At 63.9% G+C, this 15,853-nt stretch carries 17 protein-coding genes; 5 read left to right on the forward strand and 12 right to left on the reverse strand.

Features of this window, described 5'->3' with window-relative positions:
- The 4 genes from RMO18_RS12270 to RMO18_RS12285 form a co-directional block, all read left to right on the forward strand.
- The coding region (locus RMO18_RS12270) for a trimethylamine methyltransferase family protein (protein ID WP_309666231.1) at nt 1-814 on the forward strand (814 nt) is incomplete at its 5' end.
- A 7-nt stretch (nt 815-821) separates the two neighbouring features.
- Nucleotides 822-2,252 carry an aldehyde dehydrogenase family protein gene (locus RMO18_RS12275; RefSeq protein WP_309666233.1) on the forward strand — a complete coding sequence of 477 codons (1,431 nt, stop codon included), beginning with the start codon at nt 822-824 and terminating at the stop codon, nt 2,250-2,252.
- A gap of 47 nt (nt 2,253-2,299) precedes the next feature.
- The gene (locus tag RMO18_RS12280; RefSeq protein ID WP_309666235.1) at nt 2,300-3,199 is read left to right on the forward strand and encodes an NAD(P)-dependent oxidoreductase; all 900 of its coding nucleotides are present in this window, start codon (nt 2,300-2,302) and stop codon (nt 3,197-3,199) included.
- Nucleotides 3,196-4,308, forward strand: a complete 1,113-nt coding sequence (locus RMO18_RS12285) for a cystathionine gamma-lyase (protein WP_309666237.1) — start codon at nt 3,196-3,198, stop codon at nt 4,306-4,308. Before RMO18_RS12280 ends, RMO18_RS12285 begins: the two co-directional genes overlap by 4 nt.
- A gap of 87 nt (nt 4,309-4,395) precedes the next feature.
- Here RMO18_RS12285 and RMO18_RS12290 read toward each other — a convergent pair whose 3' ends face one another.
- The 10 genes from RMO18_RS12290 to alr form a co-directional block, all read right to left on the reverse strand.
- The gene (locus RMO18_RS12290) at nt 4,396-5,073 is read right to left on the reverse strand and encodes an SDR family oxidoreductase (protein ID WP_309666239.1); all 678 of its coding nucleotides are present in this window, start codon (nt 5,071-5,073) and stop codon (nt 4,396-4,398) included.
- Between the two features lie 69 nt (nt 5,074-5,142).
- Nucleotides 5,143-5,508, reverse strand: a complete 366-nt coding sequence (locus tag RMO18_RS12295; protein ID WP_309666241.1) for a DUF1801 domain-containing protein — start codon at nt 5,506-5,508, stop codon at nt 5,143-5,145.
- 17 nt (nt 5,509-5,525) lie between these two features.
- On the reverse strand, nt 5,526-6,086 hold the full coding sequence (locus tag RMO18_RS12300) for a DUF2199 domain-containing protein (RefSeq protein ID WP_309666244.1): 561 nt from the start codon (nt 6,084-6,086) through the stop codon (nt 5,526-5,528).
- Between the two features lies 1 nt (nt 6,087).
- Entirely contained in the window at nt 6,088-7,551 is a 1,464-nt protein-coding gene (purF, locus tag RMO18_RS12305; RefSeq protein WP_309666246.1) for an amidophosphoribosyltransferase, read from the reverse strand.
- An 87-nt stretch (nt 7,552-7,638) separates the two neighbouring features.
- On the reverse strand, nt 7,639-8,235 hold the full coding sequence (locus RMO18_RS12310) for a CvpA family protein (protein WP_309666248.1): 597 nt from the start codon (nt 8,233-8,235) through the stop codon (nt 7,639-7,641).
- A gap of 33 nt (nt 8,236-8,268) precedes the next feature.
- Nucleotides 8,269-9,627 (reverse strand): DNA repair protein RadA, encoded by a 1,359-nt coding sequence (gene radA / locus RMO18_RS12315; protein WP_309666249.1) that lies wholly within the window; start codon nt 9,625-9,627, stop codon nt 8,269-8,271.
- A 47-nt stretch (nt 9,628-9,674) separates the two neighbouring features.
- A complete protein-coding gene (locus RMO18_RS12320; RefSeq protein ID WP_309666250.1) occupies nt 9,675-10,109 on the reverse strand; it encodes a paraquat-inducible protein A in 435 nt (144 codons plus the stop codon).
- Between the two features lie 107 nt (nt 10,110-10,216).
- Nucleotides 10,217-10,963, reverse strand: a complete 747-nt coding sequence (locus tag RMO18_RS12325) for an ATP-binding cassette domain-containing protein (RefSeq protein ID WP_309666251.1) — start codon at nt 10,961-10,963, stop codon at nt 10,217-10,219.
- On the reverse strand, nt 10,960-11,742 hold the full coding sequence (locus tag RMO18_RS12330; protein WP_309666252.1) for an ABC transporter permease: 783 nt from the start codon (nt 11,740-11,742) through the stop codon (nt 10,960-10,962). Before RMO18_RS12330 ends, RMO18_RS12325 begins: the two co-directional genes overlap by 4 nt.
- Entirely contained in the window at nt 11,739-12,788 is a 1,050-nt protein-coding gene (gene alr / locus RMO18_RS12335; protein WP_309666253.1) for an alanine racemase, read from the reverse strand. The genes RMO18_RS12330 and alr overlap by 4 nt, the downstream gene beginning before the upstream one ends.
- A 206-nt stretch (nt 12,789-12,994) precedes the next feature.
- Here alr and RMO18_RS12340 point away from each other — a divergent pair, with 206 nt between their 5' ends.
- Nucleotides 12,995-13,126 carry a hypothetical protein gene (locus RMO18_RS12340; protein WP_309666254.1) on the forward strand — a complete coding sequence of 44 codons (132 nt, stop codon included), beginning with the start codon at nt 12,995-12,997 and terminating at the stop codon, nt 13,124-13,126.
- Between the two features lie 102 nt (nt 13,127-13,228).
- Here RMO18_RS12340 and RMO18_RS12345 read toward each other — a convergent pair whose 3' ends face one another.
- Both RMO18_RS12345 and RMO18_RS12350 read right to left on the reverse strand, forming a co-directional pair.
- A complete protein-coding gene (locus tag RMO18_RS12345; RefSeq protein WP_309666255.1) occupies nt 13,229-14,008 on the reverse strand; it encodes an SDR family oxidoreductase in 780 nt (259 codons plus the stop codon).
- A 217-nt stretch (nt 14,009-14,225) separates the two neighbouring features.
- Nucleotides 14,226-15,725 carry a replicative DNA helicase gene (locus RMO18_RS12350; protein ID WP_309666256.1) on the reverse strand — a complete coding sequence of 500 codons (1,500 nt, stop codon included), beginning with the start codon at nt 15,723-15,725 and terminating at the stop codon, nt 14,226-14,228.
- Nucleotides 15,726-15,853 lie beyond the last annotated feature (128 nt).

Below are 15,853 nucleotides of genomic sequence, written 5' to 3' on the forward strand. Positions count from 1 at the left end.
GATGAAATTTGCCGAGGAATCCTGCATCACGATGGAAGACTGCATCCGGCGCGGGATGCCGATGCTCTTGCTGTCGGCGGGGCAGGCGGGGGCGACGGCACCGGCACCGATTGCGCTGACGATTGTGCAGGCGATGGCGGAGTGCCTCGCGGGTGTGGTCTATGCCAATGCCATCAAGAAAGGTGCGCCGTGTATTTTTGGCACATGGCCGTTTGTTTCTGATTTGCGGACCGGGGCGATGTCGGGCGGGTCTGCCGAGCAGGCGTTGCTGACGGCGGGTTGCGCGCAGATGCATCGGTTCTATGACCTGCCGGGGGGTGCGGCGTCCGGCATTTCCGACAGCAAGCTGCCAGACATGCAGGCGGGATGGGAGCAGGGCATCACCAACGCGCTGGCCGGACTTGCGGGCCTGAACATGTGCTATGAGGCGGTGGGGATGCATGCGTCGCTGCTAGGGTTCTGTCTCGAAAGCCTGGTGCTGGGCGACGACCTTCTGGGTCAGACGATGCGGCTGGTGCGGGGGATTGACGTGAACCCTGACAGTACCAGCATCGAGGCGATGAAAGAGGTCTGTCTGGGCGGTCCGGGGCACTATCTGGGGTCGGATCAGACGCTGCGGCTGATGCAGACCGAATACATATATCCCAAGGTCGGCAACCGGATGAGCCCGAAGGAATGGAACGAGGCCGGAAAACCGCTGTTGCTTGATACGGCAATTGCCCGCAAGAATGCGATTCTGGCCAAGGCTGGCAGTCGGATCGATCCCGAGATCGACGCTGCGATCCGGGCGAAATACAATATCCACTTCAAGTGAGGTCGCAATGATCCCCGCCAACATGCTGAAATTCTACATTAATGGCAAATGGGTGGACCCCATTTCAAAGACCCGGATGGGGGTCGAAAACCCAGCGACCGAGGAGATCGTCTGCGAAGTGGCGCTGGGCGGGCAGGCCGATATCGACGCAGCGATCATGGCCGCACGCGCGGCGTTTGATGGCTGGACCGTTCGTCCTGTGGCCGAACGCATCGCGATCATGAAGCGCGTACTGGAGGTCTACAACGAGCGCTACGAGGAGTTCGCGCAGGTGATGTCCACCGAGATGGGTGCCCCCATCGAATGGGCGCGCGGCGCGCAGGCCTGGGCAGGCCAGGTGCATATGGAGGCCACGATCAAGGCCGCCGAGGAGATGGTCTGGGAATACAATCGCGGCACCACGCGGATCATCTATGAAGGCATCGGCGTCTGCGCGCTGATCACGCCGTGGAACTGGCCGATGAACCAGATCGCCTGCAAGGTGGCCCCGGCACTGGTTGCGGGCTGCACGATGGTGTTGAAGCCGTCAGAAATCGCACCGCTGTCGGGTACGCTGTTCGCGCAGGTTTGCCATGATGCGGGCGTGCCTGCGGGCGTGTTCAATCTGGTGCACGGCACTGGCCCCGAGGTTGGTGCGCGCATGTCGGTGCATCCGGAAGTGGACATGGTGTCCTTTACCGGGTCAACTCGCGCAGGAACCGCCGTTGCCGCCGCAGCGGCCCCCACGGCCAAGCGCGTGGCGCAAGAGATGGGTGGCAAATCGGCCAACATCATCCTGCCAAACGCTGATCTGGCGGCGGCGGTCGAGGCGGGGGTGAATGCGATCATGTCGAACACCGGCCAGTCTTGCGACGCGCCGACCCGGATGTTCGTGCAGCGCGACCAGCAAGCCGCCGCGCTGGCCGTGGCCAAGACCACGGCAGAGGCGATTGTGCCCGGCGATCCGATGGCCGAAGGCACGACAATGGGGCCGCTGATCTCGAAAATGCAGTTCGACAAGGTGCAAAAGCTGATCGAGGCCGGGATCGCCGAGGGGGCCACATTGGTGACCGGCGGTTTGGGCCGTCCGGCGGGCCTGAACCGGGGCTGGTTCGTGCGGCCAACGGTGTTTGGCGATGTGCAGAACGAGATGACGATTTCCAAGGAGGAAATCTTCGGCCCGGTGCTGGCGATCCTGCCCTATGACACGGTGGAGGATGCGATCCGCATGGCCAATGATACGGTCTATGGGCTGGCCGCCTATGTCGCGGGGCCGGTGGAGGATGCGATCCCAGTGGCGCGGCGGTTGCGCGCAGGCACGATCAACCTGAACTATCCGGACTGGGACACATCGGCGCCGTTCGGCGGCTACAAGCAATCGGGCAACGGGCGCGAATATGCCGACTGGGGCATCCATGACTTCTGCGAGGTCAAGGGCATCGTCGGCTACGGCGCCTGACAAAACCGGGGCGGGCAGAACCCGCCCCACCTTTCAACGGGGACAACATGCATTACGGTTACATCGGCCTTGGCAATCTGGGGGCGGCTTGCGCGGGCTGTCTGGTAAAGGCGGGCTTCAAGGTTACGGTCTATGACCTGAACCCGGCGCTTGCGGCACCGCTGGTGGCGTTGGGGGCGGTTCTGGCCAGCAGCGCCGAAGAGGTGGCGGGAACGGTCGATCACGTGATCACCTGCCTGCCGTCGCCGACGGTGTCGGAGCGGGTGCTGCGCAACATTCTGCCGCGGATGCAGCCTGGGGCAAGCTGGGTCGAGATGTCGACCCTTGGGCGTGAGGAAGTGTTGCGTCTTGCAGCCGTGGCCGCAGAGGCTGGCGTGCGGATGATGGAACTGCCGGTGACTGGCGGCGTGCATCTGGCCCATCAGGGCAAGATCACCATGCTGGCTGGTGGCGACAAGGACCTGTTCGAGCTGCACCACAAAGCGATGCAGGCGATGGGCGACCGAATTTTCCACATGGGGCCGCTGGGATCGTCATCGATCATCAAGGTGATCACCAACATGCTGGCCTTCATCCATTTGAAAGCGACATCCGAGGCCCTGATGCTGGCCAAGCGGGGCGGGCTTGATCTTGGGCAGGCGTGGCATGCGATTGCGGCCTCGTCGGGCAATTCCTTTGTGCATGAGACGGAAGGCGCGCTGATCCTGAACGGGTCCTATGACATCGCGTTCAACATCGATCTGGCGCTGAAGGATCTGGGCTTTGCGCTGGGGTTCGGGCGCGAGTTCGGGGTGCCGCTGGATCTGGCCTCGATGACCAACCAGACCTATGTCGCGGCAAAGGCGGCCTATGGCGGTGAGGCGCAGTCGCCGATGATTGCAAAACTGCTGGAGGACCTGCTGGGCACCGACCTGCGCGCGCCGGGCTTTCCGGCCCGGTTGGAGTGACGGCAGTGGCCGACGACGAGGGTTTGCGCGCGGCGCGGCTGTTGCACCACCGCAAGGCGCGGCTGGGGCAGGGCGATCCGATCGCGCCACCGCTGATTTCAGCGGCGACCTATCATGTGCCGGATCATACCAAGGGCGGCTACAGCTATGGCCGCGCCGCGAACCCGACCTGGGATGAGCTGGAGGCGCAGCTGAGCTTGCTGGAAGATGCGCCGGTGGTGGCGTTTCCGTCCGGGATGGCGGCGATTTCCGGCGCGCTGATGGCGACCCTGACGGCGGGCAGCCGCGTGGTGCTGCCCTCGGATGGCTATTACAACACCCGGCTGCTGGCGGAGGAGTTTCTGCAGCCGTTCGGGGTGCATGTCGAGTATCTGGCGACAACGGCCTATGACACGGCCGAGTTCACCGGCGCAGGCGTGGTGTTTCTTGAGACGCCGTCGAACCCCGGTCTGGATGTCTGCGACATCACGCTTGTAGCTGCCCGTGCCCATGCTGCCGGGGCGCTGGTGATTGCCGACAACACCACGATGACGCCGCTGTTGCAGCGCCCGCTGGACCTTGGGGTCGATCTGGTGGTGGCGGCGGATACCAAGGCGCCCTCTGGCCATTCCGATCTGTTGGCGGGGCATGTCGCGGGGCGGGACCCGGTGCTGATCGACCGGGTGCGCAATTGGCGGCGGCTGTCAGGCGCGGTGCCGGGGGCGTTCGAGGCCTGGCTGGTGCATCGCGGCATCGAGACGCTGGAGGTGCGGCTTTCGCGCATGTGTGCCTCGGCGCAAGTGATCGCCGAGCGGCTGGCGGCGCATCCGCGTGTGCTGGCGGTGCGATATCCGGGGCTGCCGGGCGATCCGTCCTATGCGGTGTCGCAGCGGCAGATGGCATCGGGCGGGTTCCTGATCACCTTTACCCTGGCGAATGCGGTGGTGGCCGAGCGGTTTCTGGCGGAATGCCCGTTCATCGCGCAATCGACCAGCTTTGGCGCGACCCATACCTCGGGCGAGCGGCGGGCGCGCTGGGGCGATGCGGTGCCCGAGGGGCTGATCCGCCTGTCGGTGGGGGTGGAGCCGGTGGAGCCACTCTGGGCGGCGATTGCTGCGGCGCTGGGCTGACGGGCCGGGTGCCTGCTGTGGCCCCGGAGGGTTTCACACCCTCCGGACCTCCCGTGGGATATTTGGCGAAGAGGAAGCCTGATTGGCTTAAGACGGTTGTGCTTCGAGGGCGCAGGCGTCGAGCAGGCGGGCGGCTTCGGCGCGCGGGTCGGCGAGTTTGCTGCGATCTTCGCCGGGAAAGAAGCGCGCCCGGGTGGCGGTGGGCATCGGGGCGGGGGTAAGGATGCTGACCTGCGGGCCGTGTTTGCGATTTTCGGCCTGCCAGCTTTGCGCAAGGGCGATCTGGGCGGCTTTGGACGCCCCATAGGCGCCGAAGAATTGCGCCCCGGCGCGGGGATCGTCGAAGAACAGCGCGCGACCTTTTCGGGCGCGCAGCAGCGGTTCGACCATCGGGATCAGGCTGCCGGTGGCGCGGGTGTTGGTGGTGACGGACTTGTCCCAGTCCTTGGCGTCGAGCGCACCTGCCGGGGCGAGGGGGGCTGCGTGGATGGCGGCGTGCGCCCAGAGGTCAAGTCCGGCCCAGCGGTCGTGGATGCTCAGGCAGAGGTGACGCATCGCGTCATCGTTGGTGATGTCCATCGGTGCGAGGGTCAGGGCGCCGACGCCGGGCAGGCCGAGGGCCTTCACCCGGTCGTCCAGCTCTTCCAGCCCGCCGACGGTGCGGGCCACGGCCACCACATGCCAGCCGCGCGCCGCAAGCTGTTCGGCAAGGGCGGCGCCAAGGCCACGCGAGGCACCGGTGACGAGGGCGATCTTCTGGGTCATCTTGGGGCCTTATGGCAGAGGTTGGAGCCTCCGGCGGGGATATTTGAGGACGGATGAAAGGGCAAGTGGTCAGCGCCTGCCGTAGCCTGCGGCAAGTTCGGCCTGACGGGTGCGGATGATCTGCTCGAGAAGCGCGTCGGGAAGCGGCTGGCCGGGGGTGAAGAGGACGCCGGATTTCGAGGTCTTGAACGGAGTGCAGTCGATCCGTGGGATGACGGTGCCGGAATGGGGGTAAAGGCCGAGATGCCTGGCGAAGGTGGCGTAACCTGCCACCATCTTGCCCTTCGGTCCCGGCTGGCGGAAGCCGGGCATGGCATAGGACATGCATTCGATATGGTCGGGCAGGAGGGCGCGAAGGCGCGCGCGCAGGTCGGTGAGGGCGTCGCGCTGGTCGTGCGGAAGGGCAGCGATAAACGCATCGATTCCTGCGGACACGTCGCAAGGCCCCCCTTTCAATTCAACAGCGGACTGTGACCATAGTTTTCGTAGATAGCCAGCAAATCGTCGCAGGACAAACCGCCAGACTGTGCCTGGAAAAAAGGGTGATCTTCGTCGCCAATCTCCAGGTTTGGGCGCTGTCGATTGTCTTGGGGATGAAGCTGGGCTCGAATGGGGTCGGGACCGGCCCTTGGAAGCCGGTTCGACAGCCAACTGAATGCCGGAGACATCCGGCTACCGTTGGGAGCGTCAAAAATCTCCGCATACTCTAGGAACCTGGTTTGCGAGAGCGTACCCCAGACGCCAAACGCAAAGCTGTCGTCGGTTCCAATCAGCTTCAGCGGAAGAATGGCTCGAACGAAGCGATGCTCGCCCATCAGGCAAAAATCCTCGCTGAGGATGTCGCGCCCTTCTTCCAGCGCAAATCGGACGTCACCGTTTGGCTCTTTCTCGACCGATCCGGTCCAGGGGTCCGGATGGTCAAAGGCGATGTCGAAAAGGCCGGAGTGATGTTCGCCACATGTCGCGCAGGTGAAGCCGTTGTCCAGTAGCTGCCGCAAACGGTCGTCCGACATGCTACTCCGCCGCCTTCATCTCGAAACCTTCCTCAATCTTATCTGACGGTGCCACCGGGTAGTCACCCGAGAAGCAGGCGTCGCAGAAGCGGGGGTTGGCGGCGTCGCGGCCGGCGGCTTCGCCTGCGGCGCGGTAGAGGCCGTCGAGCGAGACGAATTTCAGGGAGTCGACGCCGATCCAGACGCGCATCTCCTCTTCGCTCATCGTGGCGGCGAGGAGTTTGGAGCGTTCGGGCGTGTCGACGCCGTAAAAGCACGGCCAGGCGGTGGGGGGCGAGGCGATGCGGAAGTGGACCTCGGCCGCGCCGGCTTCGAGGATCATGTCCTTGATCTTGCGGCTGGTGGTGCCGCGGACGACGCTGTCATCCACCAGGATCACCCGCTTGCCCTTGATCAGCGCGCGGTTGACGTTGAGCTTCAGCCGCACGCCCATGTTGCGGATGTGGTCGGTGGGTTCAATGAACGTCCGGCCCATGTACTGGTTGCGGATGATGCCCATCGCATAGGGGATGCCGGATTCCTGGCTGTAGCCGATGGCCGCGGGGGTGCCGCTGTCGGGCACCGGGCAGACGAGAACGGCGTCGACCGGGGCCTCGCGCGCCAGTTCCACGCCGATCTGGCGGCGGGTCTCATAGACCGAGCGGCCGCCAAGAATACTGTCGGGGCGCGAGAAATAGACGTTCTCGAAGATGCAGAAGCGGGACTTGGCGGGGGTGAAGGGGCGGGTCGATTCCACCTTGTTGCCTTCGATAACAACCATTTCGCCCGGCTCGATCTCGCGGATGAATTCGGCACCGATGATGTCGAGGGCGCAGGTTTCCGAGGACAGCGCCCAGCCGAGATCGGAGATCCGGCCCAGAACGAGGGGACGGACACCCAGCGGATCGCGGACGCCGATCAGCTTGGTGCGGGTCATGGCGACGACGGAGAACGCACCTTCGACGCGGCGCAGCGCATCCTTGATGCGTTCGGCGAGGGTCTTCTGGATCGAGCGCGCCATCAGGTGGATAATGCACTCGCTGTCGGAGGACGATTGAAAAATCGAGCCGCGCTCGATCAGTTCGCGGCGCAGGGCGGTGGCGTTGGTCAGGTTGCCGTTGTGCGCAATGGCGCAGCCGCCCATCGAGAATTCACCGAAGAACGGCTGCACGTCGCGGATCGCGGTGGCGCCTTTGGAACCGGCGGTGGAATAGCGCACGTGGCCGATGGACAGCGGGCCCGGCAGCGTATCCATCACGTCGGGTTTGGTGAAGTTGTCGCGCACATAACCAAAGCGGCGCGCGGAATTGAAGCCCTGGTCCGGATGGTAACTGACGATGCCGCCGGCCTCTTGGCCCCGATGTTGCAGGGCGTGCAGACCGAGGGCCACGAAGTTGGATGCATCGGCGACGCCGGTCACGCCGAAAATCCCACACTCCTCCTTCAGCTTGTCGTCATCGAAGGGGTGGGACAGGAATGGCCGCATGGCTTTGCGAATCCTTTCGGGAAGATGCCACTGATTTAGGGCACCGGTTGCCCGGTGTCACGCCCCCATTGCCGCGCTGCGGCGGGATCAGTTTCCTAGAGCGGGGGCGGTTTCGCCGGGAAGCGCGGCGCCGCCGGAGCACAGGGTGGTCAATTCGTTGTAGCGCGCGACAATCCAGCCGGGCGCGTCGGTCGGGATGTTCTCGTCGATGTTCGCCTGAAAGTTGGCAAAGACCTTTGCTGTGCGGGAATCGTCGATCATCGCGATCTTCTGGTCAGACAACACGCGGTCGTAAACGATGAACGCGACGGCGATCAGCAACACGCCACGCAGCGCCCCGAACAGAAAGCCCAGCGCCTGATCGATGCCCCCCAAGGCCGAACGTTGCACGGCAGAGGAAAACAGCGGTGTGAACAATGCCGCCACAATCAGCCCGATGGCAAAGACGCCAGCGAAGGCCGCGACCACGGAGAGTTCGCAACTGTCGGCCAGAAAATCGCCGACGATTGGCAATTCCTTGACCAGCGGCTGCACTGAAGGGGCGAAGATGAAGGCGGCGATCGCCGCACCGACCCAGCCGAGGATGGCCAGGAGTTCGCGCACCAGCCCGCGCGAGAAGGCGAGAACAGACGAGATTACGACGATCAGCGCGGCCACGCCATCAACTGCAGTCAAGTTTTCCATCGTTCCGTTCCCATTCCGTCTTTTTGCAAAGGCTCAACCAGCCCCGAACATTTCGCCGACAAAAGCCGTGAGATCTGGCATCTGGCGAACCTTGATCCCGCTAGCCCCTTCGATCTTGGAGTGGCTCGGCACTGTCGCCTGTGAAAAACCAAGTTTTGAGGCTTCTTTCAACCTGTTTTCGGTCTGACCTACCGGCCGCAGCGCGCCAGAGAGGCTGATTTCACCGAAAAGCACCATATCTGGCGGAATTGCCACATCTTCTCGTGCCGAAAGCAGCGCCCCGGCCACGGCCAGATCGGCTGCCGGTTCGGAAACCCGCAGGCCCCCGGCAACGTTGAGAAAAACGTCAAGGCCGGTAAAGGGGATGCCGCAGCGCGCTTCCAGCACCGCAAGGATGGTGGAGAGGCGGCCACTGTCGAGGCCCACCACGGTGCGGCGCGGCGTGCCAAGGGTGGAGGGCGCGACGAGGGCCTGAATCTCGGTGAGGACCGGTCGCGTGCCCTCGATCCCGGCAAAGACCGCCGATCCCGGTGCGGGCTGGTCGCGGTTGGACAGAAACAGCGCCGACGGGTTCAGAACCTGCGCCAGACCCGCGCCAGTCATCTCGAACACGCCAATTTCGTCCGCCGGGCCGAAGCGGTTTTTCACCGCGCGCAGGATACGGAACTGGTGACCACGCTCGCCTTCGAAATAGAGCACGGTATCGACCATGTGCTCCACCACGCGGGGACCGGCGATCTGGCCATCTTTGGTCACGTGGCCCACCAGAATGACCGCCACGCCGCGCCGTTTGGCGAAGGTCACCAGCTCATGGCAGGCGGCGCGGACCTGGCTGACCGAACCCGGTGCGGCCTCGACGGAATCGAGCCACATGGTCTGGATTGAATCGATGATGGCCAGCGCCGGACGTTCGGCATCAAGCGTGGTCAGAATATCGCGCAGGTTGGTTTCGGCGCCAAGGATCACCGGCGCGTCCTGCAAGCCAAGGCGCAGGGCACGCATGCGGATCTGAGCGGCGGCCTCTTCGCCGGAAATATACAGGCATTTCAGGCCCATGTTGGCAAAACTTGCGGCGGCTTGCAAGAGCAGCGTCGACTTGCCGATTCCGGGATCACCACCGACAAGGATGGCCGAGGCCGGCACAAGGCCGCCACCGAGCACGCGGTCCAGCTCGTCAATGCCGGAGGAGGCGCGCGGCGGCGGGTTTTCCTCGGTCGCAAGATCGGTGAGGGGGATGGTGCGCCCCTTGGCCCCAAGCGACTTTGGCCCGGTGGACAGCGGCGCCTCTTCGATGATGGTGTTCCAGCCGCCGCAAGCCTCGCATTTGCCGATCCATTTGCGATAGGCGGTGCCGCAGGTGGTGCAGGTGAAACTGGGGGAGGATTTGCTCATGCCGCTTTAGTGCCCGGAAAGGCGCGTGGCATCAAGGCTGGCTTGCGTCAAGGTTGGCTTGAATCGGGGCGGCTTTGCCACGAGATCAGGATCGACGCGAGGACGCAGCCGGAAAACAGGTACAGGCCCCAGGCGGTTTCGATGGTGACAAAGCCAGCACCTTTGACCAGCACGATGTAGATGGCGATCAGAAAGATGTCGGCCATCGCCAGTTTGCCAAGGAAATTGAGCGTCGGCAGGGTTTTCGGGCTGAGCAGGCCGAAGTGCAGCAGGGCGAGGCCGATGGTCTTGGCGTAGGGCGCGAAGATCGCAAGGAAGGTGACAAGGAGTGCCAGGGCGGCGTCCGATTCCCAAAGGCTTTGCAGGCCGGTCACGACCGAGATTTCGTCCATCCCGAAGATCGGCAGGAGGGCTGCACGCAGCAACGGCGCGAACCAGGAGATCGGGAACAGGATCAGGAGGGTGAGGTTGAGATATTTCATCGTTTGGCCCTTTGGTTGGCTGCGGGACCGGAGGGTTTCACACCCTCCGGACCACCCGTGGGATATTTGGCGAAGAGGAAGTCAAATTTTATTCAAAGTGTTGGCGCTTAGCGGACGGTGGCGATGGGGCCGGTGGCACTGCCATGGATGAACTGTTGCACGTAGGGGTCCGGGGTGGCATCCATTTCGCCGACCGGGCCAGTCCATTGGATGACCCCGTCATGCAGCATGGCGACGCGGTCGGCGATGGCGCGGACCGAGGACATGTCGTGCGTGATGGTCATCGCGGTGGCGCCCATTTCGACCACGATTTCACGGATCAGGTCGTTGATCACGCCGGCCATGATCGGGTCGAGGCCGGTGGTGGGTTCGTCGAAAAAGATGATCTCGGGTTCCGCTGCGATGGCGCGTGCGAGGCCCACGCGCTTTTGCATGCCGCCTGACAGCTCGGCCGGGAAAAGGTCGGCAGTTTCAGGCTTGAGGCCGACACGGCGCAGTTTTTCGATGGCGATCTCGCGGGCTTGCGATTTCGGCAGTGCTTTCGCGCCGCGCAGCAGACGGAAGGCAACGTTTTCCCAGACGCGCAGCGAATCAAACAGCGCGCCGCCCTGAAACAGCATCCCGAAGCGGGCGAGAAAGGCATCGCGGTCGGTCTTGGTCACATCCTCGCCGTCGAGGGTGATGGTGCCCGCATCCGGGCGCACGAGGCCGAGGATGCATTTCAACAGCACCGACTTGCCGGTGCCCGAGCCGCCGATGATCACCATCGACGAGCCGGAGGGCAGGGTGAGATCCACCCCCCGCAGCACCCGGTTGGACCCGAAGGTCTTGGTGACGCGGGACAGCTGTATCATGAGGTAAAGAACAGTTCGGTCAGCACGTAGTTCGCGGCAAGGATCAGCACCGAGGCGGAAACGACGGCGGATTTGGTCGCCGCCCCCACCCCTTGCGCGCCGCGCGCCGAAGCCATGCCATGGTAGCAGCCCATCAGTGCCACGATGAAACCGAAGGCCGCACCCTTGACCAGACCGGAGCCGACATCCCAGGTCTCAAGAAAATCCGAAGTGTTCTTCAGGTAGGTGGCCGAGTTGAAGTCGAGCCTGGTGATCCCGACCAGCCAGCCGCCCATGATGCCGATGGCGTCGCCCACCGCGACCAGCACCGGCATGGTCAGCGTTGCCGCAAGAACGCGCGGAACGGCAAGGTATTTCAATGGGTTGGTCGACAGTGTGACGAGCGCGTCGATCTGTTCGGTGACCTTCATCGTGCCGATTTCGGCGGCGATGGAGCTTGCGACACGGGCCGCCACCATCAGTCCGCCAAGGACGGGGCCAAGTTCACGCGTCATGCCAATGGCGACGATCGAGGGAACCACGCTTTCGGCGTTGAAGCGCGAGCCACCGGCGTAGATCTGCAACGCCAGTGCGCCGCCGGTGAAGATTGCGGTCAGCCCGACCACCGGCAGCGAAAACCAGCCGATTTGCAGCACAGCCTGGCCAAATTCGCGCAGGTAAAACGGCGGGCGCAGGATGTGACCAAGGATCGCCCCGGCAAACAGCGTCACCCGCCCGATGGCCGCAAAGGCGGCCAAAACCGGGCGGCCCAGCGAGGCAAGCGCGCCTGTGGCGGTCATGCCGAATGTTCCAGATAGCGGCGCGTATAGCGCGGGCCCAGCGCGGTCAGCAGTTCGTAGCCAATGGTGCCCGCAGCCTCGGCCAGTTCATCGACCGTTTGGTGCGGGCCCAGAATATCGAGGCTGCGAGGAATTTCGCGCAGGTGGGTGATGTCGACGGTGATCAGGTCCATCGAAACCCGGCCGACGATCGGGCAAGGGATGTCACCGTCCCACAACATCGCGGTGTTCGACAGGGTCCGGGGCAGCCCATCGGCATAGCCGGCTGCAAGGGTGGCGATGATTGCGGTGCTTTCTGCCACCCAGGTGCAGCCGTAGCCAACGCTTTCGCCGGGATCGACCTCGCGGGTCTGGATGACGGGCAGCGACAAGGTGACCGCCGGGGCGGCTGTGGCAAACGGCAGCCCGCCGTAAAGACCGATGCCGGGGCGTGTCAGATCGAAGTGGTACTTCGGGCCTAGCTGAATGCCGCCAGTGGCCGCAAGGCTGCGGGGCAGACCAGTGCCGTCGGTCATTTCGTGGAACGCCTCAAGCTGCGCCAGGTTCAACGGGTGGTCAGGCTCGTCTGCGCAGGCGAGATGGCTCATCAGCAAGGCCGGACCAGCGTCGATAATGATGGCGGCAACGGCCTGCCATTCCAGCATTTCCACGCCCAGCCGGTTCAACCCGGTATCCAGTTGCACCCCGAAAGGATGGCCGGGCAGCGATTCCAGATGGCGGGTGATTTGTTCTAGGCTGTTCAGCATCGGCGTGAGGTCGAGATCGTGGATCATCTCGGTATCGCCCGACATGTGGCCGGATAGCACCGAGATTTGCGGGCCGGGGCCAAGTGCCTGACGCACGGCGGCACCTTCTTCGGCCTGGGCCACAAAGAACCTGCGCGCCCCGGCCTGCGCCAGCGCCCGTGCGACGCGGGTGACGCCAAGACCATAGGCATCGGCCTTGACGACTGCCGCAGTCTGCACTTCGGGGCCAGACAGCCGGTCAAGGGCACGCCAGTTTGCGCCGACGGCATCGAGATCAATGGTGAGGATTGCTGAAGCCATTTTGCGTGTTTTGACTGGCAGACGGGCCGGGTCAAGGGAAAACATGGTGCGGGCCGAGGCTTGGCTCCATGGTGCCGGTGTCTGCGCGGACTTGTGCAAGCATCCCGGCATTCGGCCGAGATGACTTTCATGGTGCACCGGCAGGATGACAGAGCCGTTGCCGCCACGGAAGACACTGCCACGGATGCGCCGCTGGCCGCGCCGAAGTGGATCGGGCTGCGGTTGGCCACGCCGGACGCGACACCGCGACCAACGCCTGCTGGGTGGTCTTCGCTGCGCCGAGCCGGGTGGTTCTGCTGCAGGTGACGGCAAGCCGCTTTGTGGTGGTGATCCACTGAGTGTTGGCGCGGACAAAGGTTCATCGGCGGTGGTCTGGCGGCTCTTTGGCAGTGCTGCCGAACGGGGTAGCGCCGCCTGGCGGATGACATCCACCGGGGCGGTTAACGCCCCAGCGCCCGGTCGAGATGGACATAGCCGCCATCCACAAACAACCACTGCCCCGTGGTGTGGCCGGATTTCGGCGACAGCAAGAAGATCGTCGTGGCGGCGATTTCGGCAGGCTCGGTCATCCGCTGGCCCAACGGAATACGGGCGGTAATGCTGGCAAGGGCTGCGTCAGGATCGGGGAGGCTGTCCAGCCAGCGGGCATACATCGGCGTCATCACCTCGGCCGGGATCACCGCGTTCACACGGACGCCGAATGGTGCCAGGGCCGCAGCCCATTCCCGCGTGAGGCCAAGTTGCGCCGCCTTGGCCGCAACATAGGCCGAAGTGGAGCCTTGGCCGGTCAGCGCCGTTTTCGACGAGATATTGACGATGGCGCCAGTAGCAGTCTTCAGATCCTCCAGACAAAGATGCGCAAGTGTGTAGTAATGCACCAGGTTCTGGTCCAGTGACGCGCGGAACGCCTCCGGCCCGGCATCGAGCCCAACGCCGTCATTGGTTCCAGCGTTGTTGACCAGCCCGTCGATGCGCCCAAAGCGGGCGCGGACTTCCACGACGGCGGCACGGCAATCCTGGTCGTGGGCGAGATCCGTCTTGATCCAGGTGGTTCGCGGCTGGACTGCGGCAAGGGCGTGCAGAAACTCTGGCTCTGGCGCGCGGCGTGACAGGATCACCGGGATCGCACCTTCATCGGCCAATGCCTGCGATATTGCCCCGCCGATGCCGGCGCCGCCACCGGTCACAATCACGACCTTGCCTTGAAGTCCCAGATCCATGCTGTGTCTCCCCTTTGCCAAACCATGGCCGAGACGGCGCTGCTTGCAAAGGGGGAGCCACCGCGCCGGGCATCGAGCCCCGCGCGGCGGCGTTGCCACGGAGAGATGGCGTCTGGCGGCGCAAGTTGCAGCATGAGTATTTGGGCGAAAGGCAAATGGGCTTGCTCTTTGCGAAAATACTCATCTTTGGCGCGCGGTCACCACCAACACCTTGGCATCAGAACCCGACGTCCGGCCCGCCCGATCCCTGCCAGGGTTTGGCAAGGTTGCCAAAGCGGGTGAAGCGGCCTTCGAAGCTCAGTTCCACTGTGCCGATCGGACCGTGCCGCTGCTTGCCGATGATCACTTCGGCCTTGCCATGCACATTTTCCATCAGCACCTGCCATTGCGCCATCTTCTCCAGCTCGTGATCCGCGGGCTTTTCGCGTTCGCGGTAGTATTCCTCTCGGAACACGAACATCACCACATCGGCATCCTGCTCGATCGAGCCGGATTCGCGCAGGTCGCTGAGCATCGGGCGCTTGTCGTCGCGGCTTTCCACGGCGCGCGACAGCTGGCTGAGGGCGATCACCGGGATGTTCAACTCTTTGGCGATGGCTTTCAGGCCCTGGGTGATCTCGGAGACTTCCTGCACCCGGTTTTCCTTGGAGGAGCCTTTCAGAAGCTGCAGGTAATCGATGATCAGCACGTCGAGGCCATGCGTGCGTTTCAGTCGCCGCGCACGGGCAGCGACCTGGCTGATCGGCAGCGCGGGGGTGTCGTCAATGTAAAGCGGGCAGGCCTCCAGCGCCTTGGCGGCCTCGACAAAGCGGCGAAATTCGATTTCGGTCATGTCGCCGCGGCGGATCTGTTCGGAGGGCACTTCGGAGGCTTCGGACAGGATCCGTGCGGCCAGTTGTTCGGCCGACATCTCGAGGCTGAAAAAGCCGACGACCCCGCCTTCGACAGAACCATCGCTGCCATCTGGCAGGCGGCCGCGGCGATGCGCCTTGGCGATGTTGAAGGCGATGTTGGTGGCCAACGAGGTCTTGCCCATCGACGGGCGTCCGGCAAGGATCAGCAGGTCAGAGGGGTGCAAACCGCCCAGTTTCTTGTCCAGATCGATCAGGCCGGTGGCGGTGCCTGCCATGCCACCATCGCGCTGGTAGGCGGCGTTGGCCATGTTAACAGCGTCGGTTACCGCTTTGAGAAAGCTTTGAAATCCACGTTCAGTGACACCCTGTTCGCCCAGCTGATAGAGCCGCTGTTCCGCCTCGATAATCTGGTCCTTCGGCTCGGACTCGATATCCACTTTTGCCGCCATTGCCGAGATATCGCGGCCAAGCTGGATCAGTTCGCGCCGCACCGCGAGGTCATAGATCATCTGCGCGTAATCACGCGCCGCATAGGCCGAAATCGCGGCCCCGGCGAGGCGTACAAGGTAGGACGGCCCGCCCAGTTCCTTCAGGCCGGCGTCATCCTCAAGGAACGCCTTGAGCGTGACCGGGGAGGCGAGGGCGTTTTTCTGGATGCGAGCGGCGGCAATCTCGAAAATGCGCTGATGCACGGGGTCAAAGAAATGGTCGGCCTTGATGACCGAGGACACCCGATCATAGGTGTCGTTGTTGGTGAGGATCGCGCCGAGCAGTTGCTGTTCGGCCTCGATGTTGTGCGGCAGCACGTCGGCGTCGGCGGGGGGGGCCGGGACGAGGGGTCTGAATGCGGTGATCTCGGTCATCTCTGCCTCCTGCCAAGCGCCTTCTCTGCCTGATCCGCGCCTGTTCCTGCAATCAGGACAAGTCTGGGGATAAGCCGGGGTCGATTGGGGCTTTTGCCCGTGGTTTGCGGGTTAGCCTACCACATCTT

This window comes from Tabrizicola sp., from assembly GCF_031377265.1.
GTDB lineage: Bacteria > Pseudomonadota > Alphaproteobacteria > Rhodobacterales > Rhodobacteraceae > JAUYQR01.

What these genes read in the sequence shown, in the direction of transcription:
- RMO18_RS12275 (WP_309666233.1), top strand. Translation starts at nt 822, where the DNA reads ATGATCCCCGCCAACATGCTGAAATTCTACATTAATGGCAAATGGGTG.
- RMO18_RS12280 (WP_309666235.1), top strand. Translation starts at nt 2,300, where the DNA reads ATGCATTACGGTTACATCGGCCTTGGCAATCTGGGGGCGGCTTGCGCG.
- RMO18_RS12290 (WP_309666239.1), bottom strand. Translation starts at nt 5,073, where the DNA reads ATGACCCAGAAGATCGCCCTCGTCACCGGTGCCTCGCGTGGCCTTGGC.
- RMO18_RS12300 (WP_309666244.1), bottom strand. Translation starts at nt 6,086, where the DNA reads ATGTCGGACGACCGTTTGCGGCAGCTACTGGACAACGGCTTCACCTGC.
- purF (WP_309666246.1), bottom strand. Translation starts at nt 7,551, where the DNA reads ATGCGGCCATTCCTGTCCCACCCCTTCGATGACGACAAGCTGAAGGAG.
- RMO18_RS12310 (WP_309666248.1), bottom strand. Translation starts at nt 8,235, where the DNA reads ATGGAAAACTTGACTGCAGTTGATGGCGTGGCCGCGCTGATCGTCGTA.
- radA (WP_309666249.1), bottom strand. Translation starts at nt 9,627, where the DNA reads ATGAGCAAATCCTCCCCCAGTTTCACCTGCACCACCTGCGGCACCGCC.
- RMO18_RS12320 (WP_309666250.1), bottom strand. Translation starts at nt 10,109, where the DNA reads ATGAAATATCTCAACCTCACCCTCCTGATCCTGTTCCCGATCTCCTGG.
- RMO18_RS12325 (WP_309666251.1), bottom strand. Translation starts at nt 10,963, where the DNA reads ATGATACAGCTGTCCCGCGTCACCAAGACCTTCGGGTCCAACCGGGTG.
- RMO18_RS12330 (WP_309666252.1), bottom strand. Translation starts at nt 11,742, where the DNA reads ATGACCGCCACAGGCGCGCTTGCCTCGCTGGGCCGCCCGGTTTTGGCC.
- alr (WP_309666253.1), bottom strand. Translation starts at nt 12,788, where the DNA reads ATGGCTTCAGCAATCCTCACCATTGATCTCGATGCCGTCGGCGCAAAC.
- RMO18_RS12345 (WP_309666255.1), bottom strand. Translation starts at nt 14,008, where the DNA reads ATGGATCTGGGACTTCAAGGCAAGGTCGTGATTGTGACCGGTGGCGGC.
- RMO18_RS12350 (WP_309666256.1), bottom strand. Translation starts at nt 15,725, where the DNA reads ATGACCGAGATCACCGCATTCAGACCCCTCGTCCCGGCCCCCCCCGCC.